Source organism: Gemmata algarum, from assembly GCF_034097035.1.
Lineage (GTDB): Bacteria > Planctomycetota > Planctomycetia > Gemmatales > Gemmataceae > Gemmata > Gemmata algarum.
Map to the genome: position 1 here is coordinate 131130 of NZ_JAXBLV010000233.1, position 25783 is coordinate 156912.

Below are 25783 nucleotides of genomic sequence, written 5' to 3' on the forward strand. Positions count from 1 at the left end.
AAAGGGGATCTTTTGCCGTGCTTTCGCAAAACGCACACGAACAGGGCGCACGAAACTTCGGAGCCCGAGCGTAACCCGCAGGTGCGGGTCACGCGTTCCCGCTTCCGTTACGCCAGCCCTTCGGCCGCGAGCGCTTCCAGACTCGCCTCGAACGCGGTCACGGTGTGATCGATGACCGCGTCGGTGTGCTCGGCGCTCGTCATCCCGGCGAACCCCCACCAATCGACCCCGTGAAGGAGCATCGCCTGCCGGAGGGCGTAATACTGCTTCATGTTCTTGGGACCGTCGAGCGCGTTCACGTCGCCCCCGAACGGCACGAACCCGTCGTTGACGCCCGCGGCGGTGCTGGGCCGCTCGCCGCGGTAGCCGGACGCCACGCGGACCATGCTGAAGTCGCCATAAGCGATCCACGACCAATCCCGGGCCGCGAACAGTTCGTTCAGCTTGTTGCGCAGTCGGGCGGCGGCGCGGTTCGCGCGGTCGCACGGCTCGCCCGTCGCGACGCGCGTCAGGGTCGCGACCCCGGCGGCGGCCGAGAGCGGGTTGGCGTTGTACGTCCCGGGGTGCTTCATCTTCGGCTTGCCCGGGCGCGGCTCGATGAACGCCAGCACGTCCGCCCGTCCGCCTACGCACCCTCCGGGCAACCCGCCGGCCAGGATCTTGGCCATCGCGGTCAGGTCCGGCGTGACGCCGTAGAACGCCTGCGCGCCGCCCGGCGAAACGCGGAAGCCGGTGATCACTTCGTCGAAGATCAGGAGCCGGTCGTAGCGGGTGCAGAGTTCGCGCAGCCCCTTCAGGAACTCGCCGCGGATCGGCACCGCGCCCCAGTGCCCGCCGGTCGGTTCGAGGATCACGGCGCCGATGTCGGAATCGGCTTTCAGCGCCGCCTCGACGCGGTTCAGGTCGTTGGGCGGGACCGCCACGCAGTGCGCGGCCACGTCCGCGGGCACGCCGGGAACGCTGGCGGTGTCGTAGGGGTAGTCGGCCGACACGGTGACGTAGTCGTGCCACCCGTGGAAGTGCCCCTGGAACTTCAGGAACTTGCCGCGCCCGGTGAACAGCCGCGACAGCCGCAAAGCCATCATCGTGGCTTCGGTGCCGCTGCCGGTGAACCGCACCCGCTCGGCGCTCGGGATCAGCTTGCGGACGAGTTGCCCCCACTCGATCTCCGCCTCGTGGCACGCCCCCGGGTGCGTGCCGCGGTTCATCTGCTCCTGGACCGCCAGCACGACCTCGTCGGGGCAGTGGCCGAGCAGGTGCGACCCGTGGCCGACGAAGTAATCGACGAGTTCGTGCCCGTCCACGTCCCACTTGTGCGCGCCCTTCGCCCGCGCGACGTACACCGGGAACGGGTCCATCATCCGGGCGTCGTGGGTCACGCCGGTGGGGAACACGCCCTTCGCGGTCTCGAACCGCTGTTTGGAGCCCGCGAACTCGGCGGCGTACCGGTCGACGAGCGAGCGTGTGGCGGTCGCGGACATGAACGAACTCCGAAAATGGAGCGGGGGCATGAGCCCCTGAGAACCCAATAAATCGCGTACTGCTCGTTGTAGGAAGTGCCTTCGTTCGATCACGCCGGAAGGGTGAGCCGGGGTTCACGTCCTGGTTGCAGCGTTTGCGGTGTACTCTGGCTGTGTTCTGTTCTTGAGTGTGGCCCGCTCGCTCCGCGAGCGGTTGTGAAATCATTCGGACCGCGCCGCGGGCTGCGAATCTGAGGCCCCAAGCACCGCTCGCGGAGCGAGCGGGCCACACTCAAGAACACAACTGCACAAGTAATACCGTCCGCTCACCGGCTCTGCTGTCACCGCACGTCCACCGGGAGCGTGGACACCTTCTCTTTCAGCACGTCCTCGAACACGATCGTGTAGAGTTGCGACAACTGGGGCAGGGGATAGTAGGCGAGCAGCGTGTGGACCTGGCCCTGGTTGCCTAGCGCGCGGCCGGCTTTGGTGCGGATCTCGTTGCTCGTCGGCACCGGCGGCGGGCCGCTGGCGACCGCTGGCAACGCTCGCGGCGGGAGCCGCAGCCCGTTCTCCGATGCGAGCCGCTCCAGGTGCCCTTTTCGTAACGCTAACCGATACTTGATGGCGTCGCCACCGGCCTCGCTCGCAGCCATTTTTCGCAAATCGACCGCCCAGCGCGCCTCGCGCAGGAACTCTTTCGCGCCCAGCGGCCCGGCCACCGCGTGAATCACTGTACCGTCGCTCAGGCAGAAGTAGGACGCCACGTTCCCGCCGATCTTGACCCCGTTCACAACCTGGAACGTCCCGACCTTCTGGTGCGTCGCCTCGAAGTTGTCGCTCAGGAACCGGCCCACGGAATCGTCGGACAGTGCCCCCTCACGGAGGGCTTGGGCGTTGTTTCACGTGAACCCGGGATCGTCGAAGTGACCCGAGATGTGCAGCACCAGCAGCATCTTCTTCGAGTTCCGCGCTTCCTCCGCGGCCTCGGGCATCCCAGGGTGGAACTTCACCTTGGTGTTGAACGTCTGGCATCGCTCCGCGGGCAGGAACTCGCTCGCCGGGAGTCGGAACTCCGCCGGCCCGGGCGCGTTCGCGACTGCGGGTTCGGCAGGGACTGCGACCGGAACGAGCACCGGCACCGCGGTGAACTGCGTGCGGACCACGACCTCGCGTGGCATCGGGGCGACCGGCGTCTGTTCGGGCGGGGGTGGTTTGGGTGCCGACGCAGTCGGCGCCGGGGGCGGGGCGAGGAGTGCGAGCGCCGGCGCGGGCGTTTCACGCACCCGGACCAGGATCGCGCCCAGAATAAACGCCCAGAGCGGCAGGCCGATCGCGGCTACCGTGCGCCAGTCGATGGCGTGGATCAAGCTCGCGCGTAGGGGAGGGGGAAGGGGCGTGGGCGGCCGAGCGGGAACCGACATGGGGCGCTCCTTGACGGGAAAGGGCAGCGTCGCCATGTCGAACGCCGGTGCGTGGCCGGCGTTGGCGAAAAATTTCGACCGTCGCTCACACGCCCCGCGCGTTCGGCTCCCAGATGTATTTGTGCATTTGGAGCTGCATCCGCACCCGGTGCAGGCCGGACGCGAGCAGCCAGCCGACGAGTTCCACGGGCTTCAGGTCCGAGAACACGCAGCTCACCAGACAGGCGAACCGCTCGTCCAGTTTGTGCGCGCGGATCACGCCCACGGCCCAGTCCCAGTCCGCGCGGGACGCGATCACGAACTTGATCTGGTCGGTGGGCTTCAGCGCGTCGAAGTTCGCCCACCGGTTGCGGTGGCTCTCGCCGCTGGCGGGGCACTTTACGTCCATGATGATGTGGACGCGCGGATCGACGGCGCCGATGTCGTGCGCCCCGCTGGTCTCCAGCAGCACCGTTTTGCCCGCGGCGCACAGCTCGCTCATGAGCGGGAGCACGTCCGGTTGCAGGAGCGGTTCGCCGCCGGTGATTTCCACCAGCGGGCACCCGAAGCTCAACACCTTTCCCAGCACGTCGGCCCGGGGCACCCGCGTGCCCTGGGTGAACGCGTGCGGAGTGTCGCACCAGCGGCACCGGGAGTCGCACACGGAGGTGCGGACGAACACGCACGGCAGGCCGGCGAACGTCGACTCGCCCTGCACGCTCAGGTAGATCTCGTGGACCAGCAGTTCGCCCGCCGGCACGTCGCGCAGCAGGGTTACGCGGTGCCGCGCCTCGGGGGGCACGTCGGCCAGTAAAGTGCGCTTCGGTTCGCTCATCTACTCATCTTAGCAACCCGGAATTTCCTTGCGACCCCGGCGCAAGCGGGCTATACGCTCGCGATTCCATAAAAACCGCCCGCCGTGCACGGAGGCACCCGATGCGCCACCCGCTCGCGCTCTCGCTCACACTGCTCGCCGGCAGCACGTTCGCGCTCGCCCAGCCGCCGGCCGCCAACCCGAACCTCGCCGCGACCGTCAACGGGGAGCAGATCACGCTCGCCGAGGTGGACGCGCTCCTCAAAACGACGCTCCCGCTCACCCCGCTGACCGCGGCGCAGAAGCGCCAGATGCGGGTCGAGGTGCTCGCGGACATGGTGGACGATGTCCTGCTCCGGCAGTTCCTGCGGAAGAACGGGCCGAAGGTCGATCCCGCCGAGATCGACGCCCAGCTCAAGGCCTTCGGCGAGAAGCTGAAGGCCGAGGGCAAAACGCTCGCGGACTTCTACAAGGAGACCGGCCAGACCGAGGCGCAGGTGAAGGAGGCGTGGACCACCGCGATGCAGCTCACCGGGTACGTGAAGAGCAACGCGACCGAGGAGCAACTGAAGGCGTACTTCGCGGCGAACAAGGACCACTTCGACCGCGCGGAGGTCAAGGTGCGGCACGTGGTGCTGCGTGCCGGCAAGAGCGCGTCGCCCGCGGAGCGCGCCGCCGCCAAGGAAAAGCTCGAAGCGATCCGCGCCGACATCGCGGGCGGGAAGCTCGACTTCGCGGACGCGGCGAAGAAGCACTCGCACTGCCCGAGCGGCCCGACCGGCGGCGACATCGGCGTCATTTATCGCAAGGGCGGTATCGTGGACGAGGCGTTCGCAAAAGCCGCGTTCGCGCTGAAGCCCGGCGAGCTGAGCGGGGTGGTCGAAACCGATTTCGGCTACCACCTCATTCAGGTGACCGAGCGCAAACCCGGAACGCCGACAACGTACGACAAATCCGCAACGGACGTGCTCGATACCTACAGCGATGAGTTCCGCGCCGACCTGATCGCCAAGCTCCGCAAACAGGGTCAGATTCAGATCACAGTTCCGTGACGTCTCAAGTCCCAGGTCGGAAAGTCGAGAGCCACACCCCGCCGGCTTCGACATGACGACTTGGGACGTTCTGACCGGAGACATCGGCAGGGCCTTTGTGACACTTTTCACTTGCACCGAGCCGCGGCAGCTTGTTAAGTTAACTGCACGCAATCTGCACACGCGGGGAGTGAGCTACCGTGCCCGCCACCCTTTTCGACCTCACGGGCCGCGTCGCTCTCGTTACCGGCGGCAACAAGGGGCTCGGCAAGGCGATGGCCCGCGGGCTTGCGGAGGCCGGGGCTGATGTCGTCATCGCCAGCCGGAACGAATCCGAACTTCGGGGGGCGCTCGAAGACATTCTTGCCGGGACCGGACGCCGCGGGGCGTACCGCGTGACCGACGTTTCTGTGCGAGACGATGTCACGAAACTCGCGGCGTTCGCGTTAGAGAAGATGGGGCGGGTTGACATCCTGGTGAACAACGCGGGGATGAACGCCCCGCAGGCCATCGACGCCGTGACCGACGACGTCTGGGACCGCGTGGTCGAGGTGAACCTGAGTTCCGTGATGGCTCTCACCCGCGAACTCGTGCCGCAGATGAAAGAGCGGCGCTGGGGGCGGGTGGTTCACATCTCCTCGATCATGGGGCAGGTGTCGAAAGAACGCCGGAACGTTTACTCGGCCACCAAGGCCGCGCTGATGGGGTTGGCCCGCGCGAGCGCACTCGATTTGGGGCCGTTCGGAATTACGGTCAACTGCGTCGCCCCCGGGCCGTTTATGACCGACATGCCGATGTCGGTGCTGTCGGACCCCGAAAAGCAGGCGTTTGCGGATCGGACCGCGTTGGGACGCTGGGCCAAACCGACGGAACTGGTGGGGCCGGTGTTGATGCTGTGTAGCGAGGCCGGGAGTTACATGACCGGCCAGACGTTGTTCGTTGATGGGGGGTATTTGGCCCGCTGAGGGACGAGGCGGTGCCAGCAGCTTGATTCGCCCCCGGACACGACATAACATTCCAGATGAAACGTCACACGGCTGTACCGCTCACCTCGCCCGGCGGTTCGTGCGTGCGGCGTCAGTTGGTAGGTGGCCCATGAACGCGTGCCCTCCTCTCCCGAGTGCCGACATGGTGATGAAAAGTGTTCACCGTGAGTGCATCGAAGAAGAGAACAAGTACAAGTGGCTGGAGAGCGAGAAGGCCGGGTACGACCTCGGAGAGGGGTGCGTGTACCGGTGGGTGAAGGACCACTGGACCGGTTACCTCCGCGCCCGGTGGGTCGAGCACCTTCAGGGCAAATGTTTTTGGATCGAGCTTTCGGGCCACGACTTCGGTCTGCTCACCCGCGCATTTCACAACCACGCCGAACTGCTCGACACCATTCTGAACCAACTCAAGACCGGCGCCGAAAACCTGGATGTCATCTCTTGGGCCATCGCGAACAACATCCCCATCGGCCCGGTGTACGAGATCCTCGAAGCCCTCGACGTGAACAGCCAGCGCCTCTCGCACCGGTTCGAGGGGCCGCCGCGCAGTAGCATTTCGGCGGCCTGAAACCGCTCCAACTTCTACGCTCAGAACGCAACCGGCCCGCGGCTGACCGATCAGCCGCGGGCCGTTGTGCTTTTACCGACCTTGTCGTTCCAGTCAGTCCGGTCGCGTGAGCCGCGTTTGCTGTCAATCGCGTACCCCGCTCTTGGTCGATCGGGGCAGGTCGGCTTGGCAGAACTCGCTCAGTCGTCGAACCGGTACTTGCCGTGGCAGTTGGTGCAGGTCGCTTCGAGGGCGGTGAGCTTCGTGCGGAGCGCTTTGAAGTCCGGGGCCTTCTTCGTGGCCTCGGCGATCAGGTCCTTGCTCAGGTCCACCGAGTCCTTGCTGAACTTCTGCCACTCCTTCAGGTTCTGCGGGCTGGTGCGGGCCTTCTCGTTCGGGTAATCGTGCGCGTACTCGTTGAGCACCGCCGACCGCACCGCGAGCAGTTCCACCGCGGCGGGGTCGAGCTTCACCGCGCTCCCTTTCGCGGTCCAGTCCTTCAGGTCCTTTTCGATGTTCATGCCGCTGGGCAGCTTCAGCACCGTCGTGTTGCTGAACAGCTTCATGGTGGTGGGCAGGTAGGTCACGTCCTTGTCCTTGGCCTTCTCGAACGCCTCGAGCTTCGGCAGCTCGCCGCCGGTCTTCCCGCTGCCCGGCTTGATGGCCAGCTTTTGGGCCAGCGCGTCGGCGTCCTTGTACTTCTTGGCGTTGATCGCCTCGCCGACCTTCAGCACGTCGTCTTTCAGCGCCTTGTCGCCGAGCACGTCCGCGTAGGCCGCGATGAGCAGCGTGACCGCCACCGCCGGCTTCGCGGAGCGGACCGACGGCTCCTCGGACTTCGCCAGCTCGCTGAGCCGTTTTTGAAGGAACTTGAGGTCGGCCTCGGCGGCCTTCTTGTACGAGTCGGTGGGCAGCCCCGGGGTGCCGGCGGTGCCGTTACCGGCGAGCGTCCACAGGCCGGCGGCCAGCGCGGCGCAGCCGACGACGAGGCGGAGCGAGTAGGTCACGAGCGGGTTCTCCTGTGCGTGCAGGGAAACGGGAGCAGGCGGGAACGCGAACGCGGCGGGCGATCCGGGTTCACGCCAGAATACTATGGTCCTGCGGGCGGGCGGAGGAGTCCCGGGGCGGAAAACCGGTCGGGTTATCGGCGGTCGGCGCGGTCGAACAGGTCGCGGAGCGCGAGCGTGAAACCGGGGAGGACGGCGTCACCGTCGAGCGTGCCGTCGGCCGGAACGGGGGTCACGGCGGTCGGCCCGCTGAACACATTAGCGGATCGAGATTCGGGGCTGATCTCCCACACGCGCTTCACCCCGGCGCGGAAGTACTCGTCGCGCTTGCGGGCCATCTCCGCCGGTGTGTTCGACGCGCTCAGTACCTCAATCACGAGGTCCGGGACGACCGCGGGAACCCTGTCTTGACGAGGCCGCGGCTTCCCATCCGGCAGGCTGCTCCAGGCGACGAATGCGACATCCGGCGCGCGGCCGACATCGGGAAGAATTCGGAGTACTGCCGCTTCGCCGTACAGCATCCCGAGGTCGTGAGTTTTGAGATACGCGTACAACTCGCCCGCGATAATGATCGCCAGCCAGGACTCGTAAGCACCCACCGGCTTCTCCACGAGAGTGTTGTCGATCCACTCGCACACAATTCCGTTTCCGTGTTCGTTCGCAGCGATCAAGTCGGTCAAGGTGGCGCGGGTCATCGAGTCCGCACGCACGCGGTCCGGCGGCATGTCACCGAGCTGCCGAAGGAAATCGGCCAGCGTGACACGCGCGATAGCGGGGACGGTCTGCAGAATGGGCGCCTCGATGGTCGCAGTGGTCATGCGTTTTCCTCCAATCCGATTATCGGCTCGCGCGGGGGGCTCCGCAACGGCGGTTACGTTTTGTCCAGCACGAGGTCAACCACCCAGCACCCGCGGACGTGCGGGCAATCGTGATCGCGGCAGTGGTTTAGGATGGCGTCGCTGTCGCAACCCGCGTCTTGAAGCGCGTCCGCGAGGATTGGCATCGCGCTGAAATCCCGCGACTCGTACATCTGCTGCGCGAGAAGTACCGCGTTAGCCGTGCGCCATTTGGAAGCGAAGCGAGGCGGGCGAAACGGGTTGCCGAGAATGTCACGGAGCAGCGACACCAGCACCCGTTCTTCACGACTTTTGTGCCACAACCACACAGATCCACGAACCGCAGCGGCGGCGCGACTGGCGCTGGCCCATCCGGTGGCGGCAATAAGGCCAAGCACAACCCTGTATTCCGCAGCGTGCCAACTCGCACCGCTTGCCAACTCCCGGCGCAACTGCTTGAGACGGTTGCGGGTTCGGTTCGTGCGCAATTCGGCCAACCGCTCCACTTCGTCTGTGACCTCGCGGAACCCCGGTGAGGCACGGTCGCCCGTACTGCGACGGCCGCAGGCGACGGCAAACAGGCGGAGCTTACGATCCGCACGGTGGTGCTTTAACAGGTGACCCAGCAGCTTGCGGACACTGCTCGCCGCGAGCCACTCCGCTTCCGTCATCGTCCGTGCCTCCGAACGCGGCTACGCGGTCATTCGCTTCCGCTGTAAAGTAATGACATGACGAACGCGACCGCTGAACTCCCGCCGCCGCCACCCTTTTACCGCGAGCCCCTCTCCGTAGGGAGCGTGGCGCTCGCGTCGCGGTTCAACCTCGCGCCGCTCGCGGGGTACACGAACCTGCCGTTCCGGCTCTCGGTGCGCGAACTGGGCGGCGTCGGGCTCTGCACCACCGACCTCATCAACGCCCGCGCGATCGTAGACGGCATCCAGAAGACGATGCTGCTGCTCGCGCACGACCACGCCGAGCGCCCGCTGTTCGTCCAGATCTTCGGGTCGAAGCCGCACGAGATGGCTGGCGCCGCGAAGTGGCTCGTCGAGAACCGCATCGCCGACGGCATCGACATCAACATGGGGTGCCCGGTCCGGAAGGTCGTCAAGACCGGCGGCGGGTCGTCGCTCATGTGCGACACCACGGGCGCGACGGTCGGCCTCGTGAGCCAGGTCGTGGAAGCCGTGAGGCCGGTGCCGGTCAGCGTGAAGATGCGTCTGGGGTGGGACGACGACAACCTGAGCGCGCCGTACTTCGCCCGCGAGTTCGAGAAGGCGGGCGTGGCGGCGCTCACGATTCACGGGCGGACCCGGGAGCAGGGGTTCGCGGGCGGTGTGAACCACGAGGGCATCCGCCGCGTGGTCGAGGCGGTCGAGAAGATCCCCGTGTTCGGGAACGGCGACGTGCGCTCGGTTCAGGACGCGGCCCGGATGATCACCGAAACCGGGTGCCACGGGATCGCGATTGGCCGCGGCGCCCTCGCCAACCCCTGGGTGTTCCGACAGTTCGACGCCTGGGTGCGCACCGGCGACCCGGGGCCGCGCGCCACCTACGCCGAACGGCTCGCGTTCATGCGGTTGCACCTGAAGCGGCTCGTGGACTGGCGCGGTAGCGAGCGCAACGGGTGCGTCCACTTCCGCAAGGTCGCGACGTGGTACACAAAAGCGCTGCGGTTCCCCAAAAAGGTGCAGCAGCGGCTCGTGATGCTCTCGACGCTCGCCGAGTTCGAAGAGCTGATCGCGCCGTTCTCCGGCGGGCACGCGCCCGACGGCTGGACCGAGTACGACGCGCAGCAGGCGCACATCGCGGTTCCCGCCGGACCGATCGCACACTGGTAACCGGAGCCGCGATGAACCTGCACAGACTGGTCATGCTGCCGAACGGCTCCGCCCACGAACAGCACTGGGCCGAAATCCCGACCGCGGACCACCCCGATGTCCGCCAGTTCGCGAGCCTGTTCACCGGCCTGCGCTGCGACGCCACCGTGCGCGTGCCGCCAGGGGAACTCCGGGTCGTGTGGTCCGGGTCGAGCGGCGGGGCCATCGGCTCCTTCCACCTCGACGGCGCCCTCTTCCTGTGCGTGGTGCTGGCAACCGGGCGCGACGCCGAGGAGGACCGGCTGTACCTGTCCACCGTCGGCCGGCAGTGGAACGACTCGAACGTGGTTCGCGGGCTGCTTGAGGGACCGTCGTCGCCGTTCCTGACGCTTCACGAGGTCACCGACCGGCCGCTGCTCGTGGCGCTCCTGGTGCCCGCTCTGGCGCCGGAGGTATGGGCGGCACTCAACGGGGTCGAGTTGGCCGTGGTCGGTGCGCACGTCGCCGCCGCCCGCGCCCGGACGTAACGCGGAGGGCGCCCCGTTCGCGGATGCCCGCGGTGCTCCCCACGCCCCACCCGTATCAGGCGCGAGAGGAAGATACGTTTGCTTTTTGGCTTATGTGGGGAGTTTCGGTCGTTCGGGTCCGGTCCGTGCGGTCGGCGAACAATGCTCGCGCCAAACGGATGCGCCCCGCCTATGATGCCTCCGAACAGAAATTACCATCGCGAGGCGCACCCCAATGACCCCGTTGCAATCGCTGGCGGCCACCGGCACGAAACTGTGGCTCGATTCCGTGGACCCGGAACTCATCAAGCTGAACCGGTCCCAAGGCGCCACCGGCGCCACCTCGAACCCGATCATCATTTCGGACCTGCTGAAGACCGGGCGGTTCGACGCCCACATGAAGACGTTCTTCGACGCCGGCCGCGACGACGAGGCGGTCGCCTGGGCCATGACCGACAAACTCGTCAAGGACGCACAAGACGTGTTCCTCGACGTGTGGACCGCGACCAAGGGCGACGACGGGTGGGTGAGCTTCGAGCTCGACCCGCTCCTGGAAGACCACGCCCAAACGCGCAACACCGAGGAGCGGTCTGCCGAGTACATCCGGCTCGGTAAGGAGTGGGCCGCGGGTCACAAGAACCGCATGATCAAGGTGCCGGCCACCCCGGGCGGCCTCGGCGCGATTGAAGAACTGGTCGCCGCGGGCATTTGCCCCAACATCACGCTCATCTTCTCCGAGCGGCAGTACCTGCTGGCCCGCGACGCGGTGGCCCGCGGCGCCGCCCGCCGCTCCGACAAGGAGAACGTGAAGAGCGTGTACAGCATCTTCGTGAGCCGCGTGGACGTGTACACGGAGAAGCAGGTTCCGAACCTGATCCCGGCCGCGCAGGGGCAGGTCGGCATCGTGAACGCCAAGCGCATCTACAAGATGAACAAGGAGTTCTGGGCCGGTAAGGGGTTCCCGCGCAAGCAAGAGATGATCTTCGCGAGCACCGGCACCAAGAAGATGGCCGACGGCACCACGCCGCCGGCGTGGAAGTACGTCGAGGCGCTGGCGGGCGACGACATCGAGACCAACCCGCCGCAAACCAACGAGGACGTGCAGAAGAGCGGCCGGACGTTCACCAAGCAGGTCGAGCAGCTCCCGCCCGCCGAAGTGCTGGCGGACATCGACGCCAAGGTGGACATGAAGAAGCTGGAAGAGACGCTGATGAGCGAGGGGCTGGCGAAGTTCGCCGAGCCGCACAAGGCCCTGATCGCGCTGATCGCCAAGAAGCGGGCCGAACTGAAGTAACGCCGCGAGAAATGCGGATTGCGGAGTTCGGAATGCGGAATTGAAGGCAGAAGGACAGTCGCTTAAGCGTGCCTTTCTGCCTTCAATTCCGCATTCCGAACTCCGCAATCCGCATTGGGAGCATTCCGCATTACTTTCAGAGACGCCGTCGGGAGTTGAACCCGCCCCGGGAGCTTTGCAGGAACCCGCCCGACCCGTCGGACAGCGTCTTCGTGGCCGCAGCGTCACCCCTTCGGCGCGGTTTCGGCGTCGCCCGTGGCGCGGAGGTGGGCCTTGCTCAGGACGTGGAAGTCCGGCACCTCATCGGCCCGCAACCGGCGGTCACCCGCTCCGGTCACGATCCAGCCGTCGTCCCATGCTCCGTCGGCGCGCAGCTTCACCACACGCCCGGTCGTGGCGTAGGGCTCCGGGAGCCACGACACCTGCACCCACTCGCCGTTTTCCACTCGCTTCACCAGCCGACACTGGCGATAGAACACTTCCTTGGCCATCACTGCACCTCACCGCGAATCGGACAGTGCCCCCGCCAGGAATCGAACCTGGTCCGCGACCTTCGCAGAGTCGAGTGCATCCACCACACCCCGAGGACGGTCGCAGAAGTGACCCGAAGCACGGGTGAAAGGTTCGCGTGATTAAGGATCACACCGAATGCGGTTGATCGGATTGTTGTGCCGACGTTCTGTAGCCGGCCTCTGTGAGGCCGGTGCCACATCATCCGTGTGGCACCGGCCTCACAGAGGCCGGCTACAGAAGAAGCGTGCTCTCACAATCGGATTCGGTATCACACGCGCGCGAGGGCCTCGCGGGCTTCGTCGGGGGTGCGGGCGAACTCGCGGACGGCCTTCAGGTCCAGGCGCCCGTCGAACGCGGTGAACAGCAGCGCCCTGTTTGGGAACGCGACCGCCCGCGCCGCGAAGCACTTTCGTAGCAGCCGGTCGTTGCCCGCCTCGGTCTCGGCTTCGGCCGCGCGGCGCACGTCGGCACCCACCTGCGCGGCCCAAACACGGAGCCGCTCGCAGTTCGCGAGGTACGCCGCGAAGGTGTCGTAGTGCTCGCGGTAGAAGCCCAGCACCTCTTCCGGCACCTGCTCGCGGCCGAGCGACCGCAGATGCGCTTCCAGGTCCGCCCAGCCGGTCCATTCTGGGTGCGCGTCGAACATCTCGACCGTCCGGTCGTAGGTGCAGGTGACCACCAGTTTCAGCACGCGCAGGTAGTCCGGCCCCTTGACCTTCACGCGGTACACGACCCGGTGGTCGTGCTCGATGGTGATGACGGTCCCTTCCTGGTCGGTGCCAGCGATGGAAGCCAGCAGGCTCTCGATCTGCTCCCCGAGGGTGTGGCCCGCCGGTGTGAACTCTTCCACGTGCGCGAGGGCGTGCGCCGCGGCCAGTTCTTTGAGTTCCGCGAACGTGCGGTAGCGGCAGTCGACTTTGTCGAAGCACGCGTGGAGCACGAGGTCCTCGCGGTCGCCGTAGTTGGTGATGACCCGCGTTTCGGGGTGAATGAACTCGAACACCAGTGTGAGGTTCTCGAACTCCGGCCGCGGCTCCACAAGCGCCGGGTACTTGCGCGACGCCAGCCGGCGGGCGGTGCCGAGAAAATCGAAGTTGCGGGTGCGCGCGGGCGCGTCCTCGTCCTGCGTGCCGTAGCACGGCCCCCCCTCGATCATGCCGCGGGTGGTAAAGTACACGCGGCCCCGGTGCTGGAACCGCTGGATCAGCGTGCCGTCGAGCTTGTGAAGGAAGTGGAGCCGCGCGTTCCCGGGACCCGCCGCGAGGCCGGCGAGGTCGGCGGCGGAAACGTTCTTCTCGCCGAGGTTGTAGATCTTGACCAGCGGCAGCGACACCAACTCGAACGGGTCGCGCCGGTACACGAGCCCCTTGGCGAACAGTTGGTGCGCGGTTTGCGGGGTGAACAGCGCGCCGCTCGCGTTCGCGAGCACCAACTCCCCCGATTGCCGCTTCGACAACAGCGGGTCGGCGTCGATGGCTTTGAGGATGTCGGCCGCGTTGGCGCGCAGGTCGTCGAGCAGGTGGTCGAGGCGGAGGTTCATGTGTGGTCTCGCGGGCGTCGTCCAACGGACGCGACCCCGTGCTCACCGGTTCGCTGGATCGGGGCGTCGGATTTGGTATAGTCGCGTGGGGAATCGGCTTCGTCACCTCCCGGAGAAACGCTCATGGCCGACTGGCAACGGCTGGCAAAAGACTTGGTGCTGATCGACGGCATGGTCGGCGAGCGGGAGACGGAGATCCTGCGGCGCGCGTTCCTGGCCGACGGCGTCATCAACCGGACCGAGGCGGAGTTCCTCATCGATTTGCGGAACAGCGCGCCGAAGGCCGTGGTGCGGTTCCACACGTTCGTGTTCGAGGTGGTGAAGAAGATGATGCTCGCCGACGGCGACCTGACCGCGGCCGAGGCCGGATGGCTGGAGCGGTTCATTCTCCGAGACGGGCGGGTGGACGAGTTGGAACGCACGTTCTTGCGCGAACTGAAGGCCGCCGCGCGGCGCACGTCGCCGGAGTTCAACGCGCTGGTCGCGAAGTACGCGGGGTGAGGGCGTTGACACAGACAGGAATGTCTGTGTCACAAAGACAACAGCAAAGTGGATGCAGATAACAATGACCGGAACGTGGATTACGGCTTCCGGGCGCCGAGCGCGACGGGCGCTTCGAGTACCTTCACGGTCGCGGCGTCGGCGTCCAGTTCGACGAGCCCGCCGTGGGGCAGGGTGGCGTTGAACGGCGTGTGCCCGACGGGGAAGTTGGTAACGACCGGCACCTTTCGCCCGGCGAAGTAGTCGCGGAAGACCGCATCCAACTCGGCTTCATCGGCGCCGTCGAACGTGCCCAGGATGACCCCGGCGAACCGGTTCAGGTGGCCGGAGAGGCGCAGTTGCGACAGCACCCGGTCGATCCGATACGCCTTCTCGCCGGTGTCTTCCAGAAACAGGATGTTACCGTCGGCCTCGATCTCGTAAGGCGTCCCCATTGTCGCGCCGATCAGCGTCAGGTTCCCGCCCACCAACCGTCCTTTCGCTTTCCCGCCCACCAGCTTGCGCGGCTTCGGTCCGTCCGTCGGAAGCTGGACCGTATACCCGCTGTCGCCCTTCGGGTATTTGTCCGCGCTCACCGTCCGCCAAAACACATCCGAGGAGTAACCGAACCCGGCGTCGTCGCGGTACAGACCGTACTGCGGCATCGGGCCGTGAAACGTCACCAGCCGGCACTTCTTGGCGATGGCGAGGTGCAGCCCGGTGAGGTCGGAGAAGCCGAGGACGACTTTGGGGTTGTTACGGATCGCCTCGTAGTCGATGAGGTGGAGGATGCGAGTCAGCCCGTAGCCCCCTTTGACCGCGAAGACGGCCTGCGATCCCTTGTCCTTGAACGCCGCGTTGAGCTCGGCCGCGCGCTCCTCATCGGTCCCGGCCAGATACCGATTCTTGCGGGTCGTCAGTGACGGTGGCACGCTCACCTTGAACCCCATCTTCTCGAACCGCTCTTTCGCCTTGGCAACTTTCTCGGCGTCCGCCGGACCGGCCGGGGCGACGAACGCGATCGTGTCGCCGGGACGAAGCGCCGCCGGGCGCGTCCACGCTGGCGGTTGCGGTGGCGCGGCCGAAGCCGGCGTTGCCGGTTCGAGCGGCAGCGCGGTCGAAGCGGTTAGCGCAGCAAGTACGAGCGCGGGAAGAAGCGGACGGGGTACGCGGGTCACGGTGGGAACTCGGGTGGCTGATGCGGGCTGGTGACATCTGGAGTGTAGGTGATTGGTCATGTTGCTCTCCGTTCCAGTGGCGGGAAACTCGATGTTCCATCCCAAACTGCCGTTTTACGGCACGGCGTGGATTGCGAGCCAAACGGTCGGTATGCCCTCGTCAGTCCACTCAACACGGTGGCGCACGTGGGCGGGGAGGAAGACCCAGTCGCCCGGGGCGAGTTCGCGCGGGGCGGGTTCACCCTCAACCTGCAACCGGGCCGCGCCACTGAGAAGCGCGACGAACTCGTCGGTCGTCTGGTCGAACCACTCGCCGGGTGCGGTGACGTGGCCCCACGACACGATTCGTTCCACCTTCCAGCCGGCGCGTTCAACGAGTATCTCGAACACCTCCGCAGGGGGCCGGGTGGCGGGAAGAGCTGCGAACAGGTTTCCGTTGGTCATGCGTATTCCGGTGTATGTGAGCAGCGTGACGGCCGGTGAAGTTGCTTCGGGTGCGGCTTGGTCTCGTGTATCGACACTCGCACTGAAAGGGTACGCGCGTTCCCGGGGCTTGCCACGAGGCTCACGACGAGCAGACACGAACGGGGTCAACTGCTGGACGCCGACTACCACTCCCGCTGGTGCGATGCTACCACGGCGGGGGGCGCTTCGCTCACGTCTCTGCGGTCGTCTGGGGGCGCGAAATCGTGTTCTCGGTTAAACGCGAGGCGAAGGAGCCGATGCCCGCGGGACAGTGCGCGTGCGCTCGGTAATAAGGCCGTAAGTGGTTGTCCTGTCCAACGTGCCGACCGCGCGGCGTTTGCAGAGAAGGGTAGCCGGGGCTGCTTTTCCCCGGACACAACGGCGCTTGCACGCGCCCGTGAAGGCCCGTACTATCACGCTACTTCACCACCTGGGAAGTGCTTCCGATGGCCCGCGATCGCAAACCACCGGCACACGGTAACGATGCGAACTGGGAACGCGCCCGGCGCATGTTCCAGGCCGGCGCCCCGGAGTTCGTGGAAGCGGTGCGCCAACTCCCCAACGCCGCAGCACTCGCCACATTTGCCGAGACGTGGTGGACCGACCCGCGCATTGAAGCCAAACGGCTGCTGTTCACCTACCTCGAACTGCCGTTCAACGCCCCGCGACACGAGGTGCTCGTCAAGCGGCTGTTCAAGTTCGCCGACACCACCGGCGACGACGCCGTGATGGCCCGGTTCCTGACCGGGTTCGATCGCACCATCCGCCGCCGCCGCGTAACGAAGGTGCGGTACAACCACCGCCGCCGCGAGAACGAGCATTACGAAGCGGTCGTGACACCCAGCGACACCGTACTCGCGCGCGACGACCGCTCGTACAGCGGGCCGTGGTTTACCGCCGACCGGGAACGGTTCACTGCCGGGAAGTTCCTCTTCTCCGTCGCAACGCGAAATTACTTGCGCCGCCGGGCGTGGCGTTACTTTCGGAGACTCGGACGCCAGCACCCCGAGAGGTACATCTCGGCCGTTTGCACGGCGCTCAAGCTCTATACCGATGCCGACGCCCCGGACGGTCTCGCGCTGCTCGACAACTGGGGGCTCGTTCACGTCCTGTTCCACCACTCGCCCGTTCTGGACGCCAAGCCGACCGGCTGGCGCGTCGCGGACGGCGGGTCGCTGTCGCGTTTGCAGCCCGAGCCCATGTTCCGCAAACTGTGGTTGCGGAGCGCCGAACCGATTTTCGACCTCTTGGTGCGTGCGAGGTGCCGGCCCGTCGCGATGTGGGCGGTGCAGATGCTCCGGAAGCACTTCCCGGAGCGATTGACACAACTCACGCTCGACGAGCTTCTCGAGTGGCTGGTCTCGCCGAGCAGCGTTCTGAACGAACTCGCGCTGGAGGTGCTCGAACAGCGCGGCGGGCTGGAGCGGGTCACGATCGAGCAGTGGTTGCGCATTACCGAGGAAGCCCGGGCGGACCTGCTCGACCGCATCTGCGAACTGGTGGCGCGGAGCGTTAAACCGGAACAGGTGACGTTCGCCGACGCCGTGGCGCTCGCGATGCAGCGCCCGGTTCCGCTCGCCCGGCTCGGCTTGAGGTTCCTTCAAGGGAAGAAGGTCAACACGGCCGAGGAAATCACTGCCGTGTTCGGGTTGCGGAACGCCGAGTGCGAACCCTTGCGCGTCGATCTGGTGAAGTGGGCGTGCGAGGTGCTGAGTTTTCGGACGGAATTCGATCCCGTGTGGGTGCTCGAGTTCCTCGACTCGCGCTTTGAAGAGGTGCGTGAGGTGGGCTGGGAGTGGTTCCAGGTCGAGCCGCGCGCCCGCGACGCGGTGCTGGTGTGGCAGCGGCTCCTGGAATCCCCTTACGACAACATTCGCTTCCGACTGGTCGGTATGCTGGAAGAGCGGATCAAGTCGCGCGACGGTTTGGGGCAGCTTCCGCCGGACCGCGTGCGGTTCCTCTGGGCCACGGTGCTGCTGAACGTCCAGCGCGGCAGCCGGGCGAAGCCGTTCGTGGTGCGCCAGGTCATCGACCGGCTCAGTGCGAACCCGGACGAGGCCGGCGACCTGCTGCCGATGATCGCGGTGTCGCTGCGGTCGGTGCGCGGGCCGGAGTTCCGCGCCGGGCTGGCGGGGGTGGCGCGCTTCGTTGCGAAGAACCCGACGCGCAGACCGCTGGTGGAGGCTGTGTTCCCTGAGTTACAGTGGAATTGAATTGTCGATGTTAAATGTGTGCGAGTCGGATACACAGGGCTCCCGCCCTGTGCTACGCTCGGCGACCCCTATGGGGTGCAAAGACTGAGTACACGAACAACAACTGCCGTTGGATTTTCCGCCCCGGAGGGGCGGGCGGACGTAGCACAGGGCGAGAGCCCTGTGCCAACAACTACGGTGTCCGTCGCGATCCGAGACCTTCTCTGCGGCGTTCCGCCGCGGGTGCAGTTGCTCGCGATTGCGTTCCCCGAGCCGTTGGTCTTTTCGCCGCCCGGGGTACTCCCGGGACGGACTGAATCGACCTGCATCTCCGTCCCGGGAGTACCCCGGGCGGCGTTCGTGAACGACTCGGGTCCACGATTGAAGTCGGTCGCGGCGGACGCCGCAATACACGAAGACCGAAGAGCTTTTGACAGGATCAACAGGATTTAACGGGATCGAAAACAAGCGATGCTCTTCGCCTTTTCAATCCCGTTGATCTTGTTAATCCTGTTAAAACTCTTCAACGCCCAGCGCAGTTCGGGAGAGGCTCCGAATGCAACTGAACACGGCGTATCGCGGGCGCAGTGCCGTCGCCCAGACCCCCGTCGGTCTGGCGGTGTCGCTCGCGCCGAACCTGCGCCGCGACCGCGTCAGCTACACGGGCGTGTTGCGCCAGCCGCTTCGGTTCCGCGAAGCCATGTCGGCGCTTCACGACGTGGTCATTTCGGACCTGCGGTTCAAGCCGAAGGACAAGACCGCATACGAGGAGTGGAAGAAGGAAGAGGCCGCGAAAGAAGCCCACATCCGCACCGAGGCCGTGAAGCTCAAACGCGCGGAACTCGAAAAGGAACGTGGCCGCCCCATGCCGCCCGGCCTGGAGCGCAAGTTCCAGCGGTGCCGGCAGCGCTACTGGGACGCGCGGACGCGGTACAGCAACCTGCTGTCGCGCGAAGACCCGGAACTGTGGCGGATGCTGATGCCGTGCGACCCGGTCATCACCGTCAGCCCGGACGTGATGTTCTTCGAGTGCTTCAGCGCGGACGAGAGCAGCTACGGGTGCCTCACTGTCGAGCGGGACGCTTTCGAGGCCGAGCGCGACGTTGCCCTCGGCACCACCAACGTCGATTACTCCTGGCGCCTGTACGAGCACTTCCAGACCATCCGCAGTTACCGCGAGACGCGCTTCACCATCGACCCGCTCGGCTTCGAGGTGCAGACCAGCACCGACGACCCGGCGTACCGAGAAGAGAAGATCGACCTGCCGCAATCGTGGCTTCGCGGGTTCTCGTCGCTTCAAAGCGCGATGAGTCTGCCGATGCGGCGCGTGCCGCTCAGCCGCGAGGCGGTCTACTCGGTGGTTGCGTTTCTGACGCGCAACAAGTCCAAGCGGTCGCCCCGTGCCGTGCGCTTCGAGCTGACACCCGGTCGGCCGGTGAAATTGGTCCTCGAGCCGTGGGACAAGGAGATCGTGGTTCACGACCTGCCGTATTCTGGGGCGCGCAACGAGGTGATTCGCACATGGGGGCGGGACCGGCTCCGCGTGCTCGGGCGACTGCTGCCGCTGCTCGACGGCGTGGACGTGTACCTGCTGGGAACGGGGCTGCCGAGCTTCTGGGTCGCGAAGATGGGGGAAATGAAGCTCACGCTCGGGCTCTCCGGGTGGACCGCCAACGACTGGACGAGTGGCGGCAGTGCCATCGACCAAATCGTACCGCCGGTGGCGCCGTCCAACGACGTGATGCAGGCGATGGCCGCCGCGTTCCGAGACTCCCCGACGTGGACGCTACCGGCGCTGGCCACGAAGACCCGCGGGTCCGAGGCCGCGGTGTCGGCCGGGTTAAACAAGCTCGCCCTGCTGGGGCAAGTGATCCACGACCTCCCGCACGGCGTGTACCGGTGGCGCCAGGTGATGCCGGTGACCCTCTCGGCCGAGGTGATTGGCCCCGAGAACGAGGAAACGGTCGCCGCCCGCGAACTCACGCGCTGGCGGTGCAAGATCAGCTCCGACAAGACGGACGCGAAGGGGCAGCGACAGGTTGTGGGGACGGTTGACGGCCGCTCCACGTCCGAGGTGACGCTGGACGCTGACGACCGCATCGTGGCGGGCAAGTGCGGCTGTTCGTACTTCTACACGGGCGGGTTGCGGAAGGGGCCGTGTCGGCACCTTCAAGCGCTGCGCAACAAGGCGCTGGGCGTCGGCGGGGACGGCGGGACGCTCGACAACTGGTTCCGGCGGTTCACGAACTGACGGCGCCCGGGGCACAAGGGCAAAGGTAAGGGCACCGTGACGAAGCCGGTTCTGCTCGCGGGGGTGCTCGGCGGGGTACTCGGGGGCGCCGGAGCGTTTGTGCTGGGGCGGGCGTTCCCGGCGGCGCCGGCGGTGGTGGTCGAGAAACCGCACGAGGCGCGACCGTTCGCCGATGACCTGTTCATGAAGCTTCAGAAGGGGCAGGCAGATGAGTTCCTGCTAGCGGTGCGGGTCGCGTATCCCGAATACGACGATGCAGAGTTCGACAAGCTGATCCGCCAGCCGATGCTACGGGTGCGCGAGGGGGCGGTTAGAGGGTACGGCGGTGCGGGCTCGTTCGAGTTCTTTCGCGAAACGGTCACCGCGCCGGACCTCGTCCGCTTCACGTACCTGGAACGCTACCCGCGCGGGTGCCTCGTGTGGCTGCTTTGTTGCTACCGCGGGGCCGGCGGCTGGCACCCGATCGGGCTCAAGTTCCTCAAGCCGGATGTCGTGTTGTAAGTGACGAAGTAACAGAGACTACCGAAGCCAAGCGGCCGGCTCCGAGACCTAAACATCCTGCGGCGTTCCGCCGCGGGTGCGGTTGCTTGCGATTGCGTTCCCGGGAGCGTTGTTCGTTTCGCCGGTGCCACAGGCCTTGCGACGAACTGAATCAACCTGCGTTCTCGCCGCAAGGCCTGTGGCACCGGCGTGGTGAACGCTCTCGGTCCACGATTGAAGTCGGAGCCGGCCGCCTTGTTACCCGCGAGCATCGCTCATGAGCCTCTTCGACTGGGTGTTCCGCCGGAAGCGCGACGCGGACACCCCTCCGGCGCCACCTCCAGCCGCGCCGACTGCTCCCGCTTCTTCGGACAAAGCACCGTCGGGTAACACCACCTCGGGGACTCCGGGGGCGAATGCTCCTCGCTCGTCCGAGGGGAGCGAAGACCAGTACGCCGCGAACGACTTCCTGCCCATTTCGCGTCAGGAGATCGTCGACGCCGCCAAGAAGCACGGGCGCCTGCTCGCCACCGCGTTCCAGTTCGGGCGCCAGAGCATCATCCCGCCCGCCAGCGACCCGCGGACCGAGATCATCGACCGGGCGCTCGTTACGCACGGACTGCTCACGCCCGAAGAATTGAACGAGATCCATCGCGTCGGCGAGGAGTACGAGCAGGTCCGGCCGACCGAGCAGGGTATCGCCGCTGCGGCTGGACTGGCCGGCACCGCCGCCGTGCAAGCGTATCGTGCGGCCAAGGAGGCGGAGAAGGAGCGCAAGAAAAAGGAAGCGGATCTCCGCAAGAAGGTGCGCGCCGAAGCCGTCTGGCGGCGCCGCACCACCGATATCATTTTTTTGGGGCGCGGGGTGTCGGGGCGGCTCCACCTGCGATTGAGCGACGAGGTGCGCATTGCGGAACTCGGGTTGCCGGTGATGCACACGCCCGGTGATGTCGCGAACGCCCTCGGCCTCACCGTTCCGCGGCTCCGCTGGCTGGCGTTCCACACCGATGTGGCTACCCGCACGCACTACGTGAAGTTCTCGGTCCCCAAGAAGTCCGGCGGCACGCGCCAGCTCGCCGCTCCGCACAAGAGCCTGAAGGCCGCGCAGCACTGGATTCTGGCGAACGTCGTGAACAAGCTGCCGGTGACCGAGGCCGCGCACGGGTTCGTTGCCGATCGCGGGATCGTGACCAACGCAAACCCGCACGTCGGCAAGGCGTTCGTGGTGAACCTCGACCTGTCGGACTTCTTCCCCTCGATCGCGTTCCCGCGGGTGCGGAGCGCGTTCGAGCGGTACGGCTACTCGGGTTGTGTTGCCACCATTCTCGCGCTGCTCTGTACCGAGTGTCCGCGCGCCGCGGTGACCTACGCCGGAACCAAGTACGAGGCCGCGACCGGCCCGCGCGGGCTGCCGCAAGGCGCGCCCACCAGCCCCGGGCTGTCGAACCAGGTCGCGCGCAAGCTCGACAAGCGGCTGCTCGGAGTCGCGACGAAGCTCGGGCTCACCTACACCCGCTACGCGGACGACCTCACCTTCTCCGGTGATGCGGACGCCGCTGCCAAGATCGGCTGGCTGCTCGCGAAGGTGCGCCACATTGCCCACGAGGAAGGGTTCGCCGTCAACGAGAAGAAGACCCGCGTGATGCGCCGCAGCGCGGCCCAGATGGTCACGGGTGTGGTAGTGAACGACAAGCCGTCCGTGTGCCGGGACGAGCTGCGCCGATTGAGGGCGATCCTGCACCGCGCGAAGTCCGAAGGGCTGGACGCCCAGAACCGCGAAGGGCTGCCGAACTTCCGCGAGTGGCTGCGCGGGAAGATCGCGTTCGTGAGTATGGTCCGCCCCGACGCCGGCGCGAAGCTCAAGGACCAACTTGACGCCGTGTCGTGATTCATGAAGAGTGCTCGACAGGATGGGGCGGCTTTTGTCTTTGAAATCCTGTCCATCCTGTTGATCCGGTCAAAAATCGACACGCATTCGCCGCAGCGTCACCATTTGAGGTTGTATGCGTTACCTCTCCCTGTTGGTTCTTCTCGTGTGTGCGCCGGCTGCGCGAGCGGCCGAGAAACCGAACATCGTCATCGTCCTCACCGACGACATGGGGTTCTCGGATCTCGGTTGCTACGGCGGCGAGATCAACACGCCGAACCTCGACGCCCTGGCCGCGAACGGCCTCCGGTTCACGCAGTTCTACAACACCGCGCGGTGCTGCCCGACGCGGGCGTCGCTGCTCACCGGGCTATACCCGCACCAGGCGGGCGTCGGCCACATGGTCAACGACAAGGGTGAGACGTTCCCCGGCTATCGTGGAGACCTGAACAAGAACTGCGTCACGCTTGCGGAAGCGGTGAAGCCGGCCGGATACCGCGCGTACGCGGTCGGCAAGTGGCACGTCACGCCCCAAACCGGGCCGAAGGCGCCGAATCACAACTGGCCGCTTCAGCGCGGGTTCGACCGGTACTACGGCACCATCCAGGGCGCCGGGAGCTTCTTCGATCCGGCCTCGCTCACCCGCGACAACACACAGATTTCGGCGTTCGCGGACCCGGAGTATCAGCCGAAGACCTACTACTACACGGATGCCATCTCCGACCACGCGGTGAAGTTCGTTGCCGATCACGATAAGGAGCACAAGGACAAACCGCTCCTGCTGTACGTCGCCTACACCGCGGCCCACTGGCCGATGCACGCGCTCCCGGAAGACATCGCGAAGTACAAGGGCAAGTACGCGAACGGTTACGACCCGGTGCGAAAGGCGCGGTTCGAAAAAGCCGCGAAGCTAGGCCTGATCGACCCCAAGCAGGGAATGGCGCCCGGCGCCGGCGACTGGAACAGCGTCGCGGATAAGAACTGGGAGGCCGCCGGGATGGAGGTGTACGCGGCGATGGTGGACCGGATGGACGCGGGCGTTGGGAAGATCGTCGCCGAACTGAAACGCACCGGGCGGTTCGACAACACCCTGATCCTGTACATGCAGGACAACGGCGGGTGCGCCGAGCTTCAGGGGCGCACGGGGAACAAGAACCACCCGAACATCGACCGCCCGGAGAAGCCGACCCTCCCGCCGCTGAAGGCCGACGCGCTTCTGCCATCGGGGAGCGTGCCACCGCAGACCCGCGATGGGTTTCCGGTGCGCATGGGGCCGAAGGTGATGCCCGGGGCCGCGGACACGTACCTCGCCTACGGTCGCGGGTGGGCGAACGTGTCGAACACCCCGTTCCGTGAGTACAAGCACTGGGTCCACGAGGGCGGCATCAGCACCCCGCTCATCGCGTCGTGGCCGAAGGGGATTGCCGCGAAAGGAGAGTTGCGCACCCAGCCCGGTCACCTCGTGGACGTGATGGCGACCTGCATCGAACTGAGCGGCGCGCCGTACCCGGTGAAGGCCGGCGCGCAGGCGATTACGCCGCTTGAGGGCAAGAGCCTCGTTCCGGCGTTCGCGAACAAGCCGCTCGCGCGGGAGGCGATCTACTGGGAACACGAGGGCAACCGGGCGGTGCGCGCCGGCGACTGGAAGCTGGTCGCGAAGGGGCCGGGCGGCAAATGGGAACTGTACAACATCAAGGACGACCGCACCGAGTCGAGCGACCGCGCCGCACAGCAACCCGACAAGTTGAAGGAACTCGTCGCGAAGTGGGAAGCGTGGGCCGTTCGCGCGAAGGTCGTCCCGTGGATCTCGACGCCGGAATACAAACTGAGCAAGTGATTCCTTTCTGAGGTTTGCTATGCGACTTCTCCTCGCCTTAACAGCCTTGGCCGTTGCGGCGGTACCAGTGGCTTCCGCCACCGATTCCAAACACCCCGGCTACCGCATACTCGCGCAGGACAAGGGGCACGTCGCGATCGTCGGCGCCGACGGCAAAGTGGAATGGGAGGTCGAGTGCAAACATAACTCGCACGACGCTCACCTGCTCCCGAACGGCAACCTGCTGCTCCACACCGCACCGACCGTTGTGACCGAGTACACGCCGAAGAAGGAAGTCGTTTGGAAGTACGACGCGAAGCCGAAGGATGGCTACAAGGGGCGCGTGGAGGTCCACTCCTTCCAGCGCCTCGCCGACGGTAACACGATGGTCGCCGAGAGCGGCAACCGGCGCATCGTTGAGGTGAACAAGGACGGCAAGATCGTGAAGGAGATCCCGCTCCAGGTGAACCGCCCGGACCCGCACCGCGACACCCGCATGGTGCGTAAGCTCGACACCGGGAACTACCTCGTGTGTCACGAGGGCGATGGCGCGGTGCGCGAGTACGACGCGGCCGGGAAAGTCGTGTGGGAGTACAAGCTCGACCTGGGCGGGCGCAAGGAGTCGCCCGGCCACGGCCCCGAGGGGCACGGGACCGCGGTGTACGGCGCGATCCGGCTGGCGAACGGCAACACGCTGATCTCCGGCGGCAACAACAACCGCGTCCTCGAAGTGGACAAGGACGGGAAGATCGTGTGGAGCATCGACCAGAAGGAGCTGGACGGGATCACGCTGGCGTGGGTGACGACGCTGCACGTCCTGCCGAACGGGAACGTGATCGTCGGCAACTGCCACGCCGGCGAGGGGAACCCGCAACTGTTCGAGGTCACGCGCGACAAGAAGGTGGTCTGGCGGTTCAAGGACTTCCGCACCTTCGGTAACAGCTTGGCCGCCGCGCACGTGCTCGACATCAAGGACGTGCGCCGCTGAACCCCGGGCGCGCCACGCGCCCGGCGTTGCCTCTCGTTCGCGCTGCGGTGGAGTAACTCGCCGGCCCGAGGTGCGTTCCACGGGCGCGTGAAGAGGAACGAGTGCGTCCTCGCGAGTGCGAGCGCTTCCACCTCAATCGGATCTTCTTCCAACGCGAGCCCGTGCGCGGCACGGGTCCTCAGATCGCTACATCGCACCCGCCACTCATTCCGACAGGCGCCAGTTCCTTGTAATCCGCTGGACTTCTGCGCGACACCCCGCTAGCCTGTCCCCTGAACTCCTTCTCGCCCCACGCCCCCACGCCCGCCTCGC

At 66.2% G+C, this 25783-nt stretch carries 24 protein-coding genes and 1 tRNA gene; 13 read left to right on the top strand and 12 right to left on the bottom strand.

Annotation, left to right across the window (positions count from 1 at the left end):
* Positions 1-107: 107 nt before the first annotated feature.
* The 4 genes from R5W23_RS29375 to R5W23_RS29390 form a co-directional block, all read right to left on the bottom strand.
* Complete coding sequence (locus tag R5W23_RS29375; RefSeq protein ID WP_320689459.1) at positions 108-1481, bottom strand: aspartate aminotransferase family protein; 1374 nt, start codon at positions 1479-1481, stop codon at positions 108-110.
* Positions 1482-1801: 320 nt separating this feature from the next.
* The gene (locus R5W23_RS29380) at positions 1802-2317 is read right to left on the bottom strand and encodes a hypothetical protein (protein WP_320689460.1); all 516 of its coding nucleotides are present in this window, start codon (positions 2315-2317) and stop codon (positions 1802-1804) included.
* 45 nt (positions 2318-2362) lie between these two features.
* Positions 2363-2884: a hypothetical protein gene (locus R5W23_RS29385; RefSeq protein WP_320689461.1), complete on the bottom strand. Its 522-nt coding sequence runs from the start codon at positions 2882-2884 to the stop codon at positions 2363-2365.
* Between the two features lie 85 nt (positions 2885-2969).
* Positions 2970-3698 (bottom strand): 7-carboxy-7-deazaguanine synthase QueE, encoded by a 729-nt coding sequence (locus tag R5W23_RS29390; protein ID WP_320689462.1) that lies wholly within the window; start codon positions 3696-3698, stop codon positions 2970-2972.
* A gap of 101 nt (positions 3699-3799) precedes the next feature.
* Between R5W23_RS29390 and R5W23_RS29395 the strand changes: the two genes are divergently transcribed.
* The 3 genes from R5W23_RS29395 (at position 3800) to R5W23_RS29405 (ending at position 6262) form a co-directional block, all read left to right on the top strand.
* On the top strand, positions 3800-4729 hold the full coding sequence (locus tag R5W23_RS29395; RefSeq protein WP_320689463.1) for a peptidylprolyl isomerase: 930 nt from the start codon (positions 3800-3802) through the stop codon (positions 4727-4729).
* Positions 4730-4908: 179 nt separating this feature from the next.
* A complete protein-coding gene (locus R5W23_RS29400; RefSeq protein ID WP_320689464.1) occupies positions 4909-5673 on the top strand; it encodes an SDR family NAD(P)-dependent oxidoreductase in 765 nt (254 codons plus the stop codon).
* A gap of 163 nt (positions 5674-5836) precedes the next feature.
* Positions 5837-6262 carry a hypothetical protein gene (locus tag R5W23_RS29405; RefSeq protein ID WP_261187381.1) on the top strand — a complete coding sequence of 142 codons (426 nt, stop codon included), beginning with the start codon at positions 5837-5839 and terminating at the stop codon, positions 6260-6262.
* Positions 6263-6441: 179 nt separating this feature from the next.
* Here R5W23_RS29405 and R5W23_RS29410 read toward each other — a convergent pair whose 3' ends face one another.
* The 3 genes from R5W23_RS29410 to R5W23_RS29420 form a co-directional block, all read right to left on the bottom strand.
* A complete protein-coding gene (locus tag R5W23_RS29410; protein WP_320689465.1) occupies positions 6442-7248 on the bottom strand; it encodes a cytochrome c in 807 nt (268 codons plus the stop codon).
* 134 nt (positions 7249-7382) lie between these two features.
* Entirely contained in the window at positions 7383-8066 is a 684-nt protein-coding gene (locus tag R5W23_RS29415) for a Uma2 family endonuclease (protein WP_320689466.1), read from the bottom strand.
* Between the two features lie 53 nt (positions 8067-8119).
* Entirely contained in the window at positions 8120-8755 is a 636-nt protein-coding gene (locus tag R5W23_RS29420; protein ID WP_320689467.1) for a hypothetical protein, read from the bottom strand.
* A 57-nt stretch (positions 8756-8812) separates the two neighbouring features.
* On the opposite strand from R5W23_RS29420, the gene dusB reads away from it, so the two are divergent.
* The 3 genes from dusB to R5W23_RS29435 all read left to right on the top strand — a co-directional run bounded on the left by dusB (position 8813) and on the right by R5W23_RS29435 (position 11701).
* Positions 8813-9922, top strand: a complete 1110-nt coding sequence (dusB, locus tag R5W23_RS29425) for a tRNA dihydrouridine synthase DusB (protein ID WP_320689468.1) — start codon at positions 8813-8815, stop codon at positions 9920-9922.
* Positions 9923-9933: 11 nt separating this feature from the next.
* Positions 9934-10428 (top strand): hypothetical protein, encoded by a 495-nt coding sequence (locus R5W23_RS29430; protein WP_320689469.1) that lies wholly within the window; start codon positions 9934-9936, stop codon positions 10426-10428.
* Positions 10429-10642: 214 nt separating this feature from the next.
* Positions 10643-11701 carry a transaldolase family protein gene (locus R5W23_RS29435; RefSeq protein ID WP_010048103.1) on the top strand — a complete coding sequence of 353 codons (1059 nt, stop codon included), beginning with the start codon at positions 10643-10645 and terminating at the stop codon, positions 11699-11701.
* Positions 11702-11925: 224 nt separating this feature from the next.
* Here R5W23_RS29435 and R5W23_RS29440 read toward each other — a convergent pair whose 3' ends face one another.
* From R5W23_RS29440 to R5W23_RS29450, 3 genes are all read right to left on the bottom strand, one after another.
* Entirely contained in the window at positions 11926-12192 is a 267-nt protein-coding gene (locus R5W23_RS29440; RefSeq protein WP_010047130.1) for a hypothetical protein, read from the bottom strand.
* A gap of 27 nt (positions 12193-12219) precedes the next feature.
* Positions 12220-12290 (bottom strand) — tRNA-Arg (locus tag R5W23_RS29445).
* A gap of 192 nt (positions 12291-12482) precedes the next feature.
* Positions 12483-13754, bottom strand: coding sequence for an RNA ligase (locus R5W23_RS29450; RefSeq protein WP_320689470.1), 1272 nt, complete (start codon positions 13752-13754; stop codon positions 12483-12485).
* A 123-nt stretch (positions 13755-13877) separates the two neighbouring features.
* Between R5W23_RS29450 and R5W23_RS29455 the strand changes: the two genes are divergently transcribed.
* A complete protein-coding gene (locus tag R5W23_RS29455) occupies positions 13878-14255 on the top strand; it encodes a hypothetical protein (protein WP_010047132.1) in 378 nt (125 codons plus the stop codon).
* Positions 14256-14335: 80 nt separating this feature from the next.
* On the opposite strand, the gene R5W23_RS29460 is transcribed toward R5W23_RS29455, so the two are convergent.
* Both R5W23_RS29460 and R5W23_RS29465 read right to left on the bottom strand, forming a co-directional pair.
* A complete protein-coding gene (locus R5W23_RS29460) occupies positions 14336-15412 on the bottom strand; it encodes a S66 peptidase family protein (protein WP_320689471.1) in 1077 nt (358 codons plus the stop codon).
* A gap of 114 nt (positions 15413-15526) precedes the next feature.
* Positions 15527-15856: a cupin domain-containing protein gene (locus tag R5W23_RS29465; RefSeq protein ID WP_320689472.1), complete on the bottom strand. Its 330-nt coding sequence runs from the start codon at positions 15854-15856 to the stop codon at positions 15527-15529.
* A gap of 467 nt (positions 15857-16323) precedes the next feature.
* Here R5W23_RS29465 and R5W23_RS29470 point away from each other — a divergent pair, with 467 nt between their 5' ends.
* The 6 genes from R5W23_RS29470 (at position 16324) to R5W23_RS29495 (ending at position 25471) form a co-directional block, all read left to right on the top strand.
* Positions 16324-18090 (top strand): hypothetical protein, encoded by a 1767-nt coding sequence (locus R5W23_RS29470; protein WP_320689473.1) that lies wholly within the window; start codon positions 16324-16326, stop codon positions 18088-18090.
* Positions 18091-18625: 535 nt separating this feature from the next.
* Entirely contained in the window at positions 18626-20320 is a 1695-nt protein-coding gene (locus R5W23_RS29475; protein ID WP_320689474.1) for a hypothetical protein, read from the top strand.
* A 36-nt stretch (positions 20321-20356) separates the two neighbouring features.
* Entirely contained in the window at positions 20357-20821 is a 465-nt protein-coding gene (locus tag R5W23_RS29480; protein WP_320689475.1) for a hypothetical protein, read from the top strand.
* Positions 20822-21077: 256 nt separating this feature from the next.
* Positions 21078-22688 (top strand): reverse transcriptase family protein, encoded by a 1611-nt coding sequence (locus tag R5W23_RS29485; RefSeq protein WP_320689476.1) that lies wholly within the window; start codon positions 21078-21080, stop codon positions 22686-22688.
* 115 nt (positions 22689-22803) lie between these two features.
* Complete coding sequence (locus R5W23_RS29490; protein WP_320689477.1) at positions 22804-24504, top strand: arylsulfatase; 1701 nt, start codon at positions 22804-22806, stop codon at positions 24502-24504.
* A 19-nt stretch (positions 24505-24523) separates the two neighbouring features.
* Positions 24524-25471, top strand: a complete 948-nt coding sequence (locus R5W23_RS29495; protein WP_320689478.1) for a beta-propeller domain-containing protein — start codon at positions 24524-24526, stop codon at positions 25469-25471.
* Positions 25472-25783 lie beyond the last annotated feature (312 nt).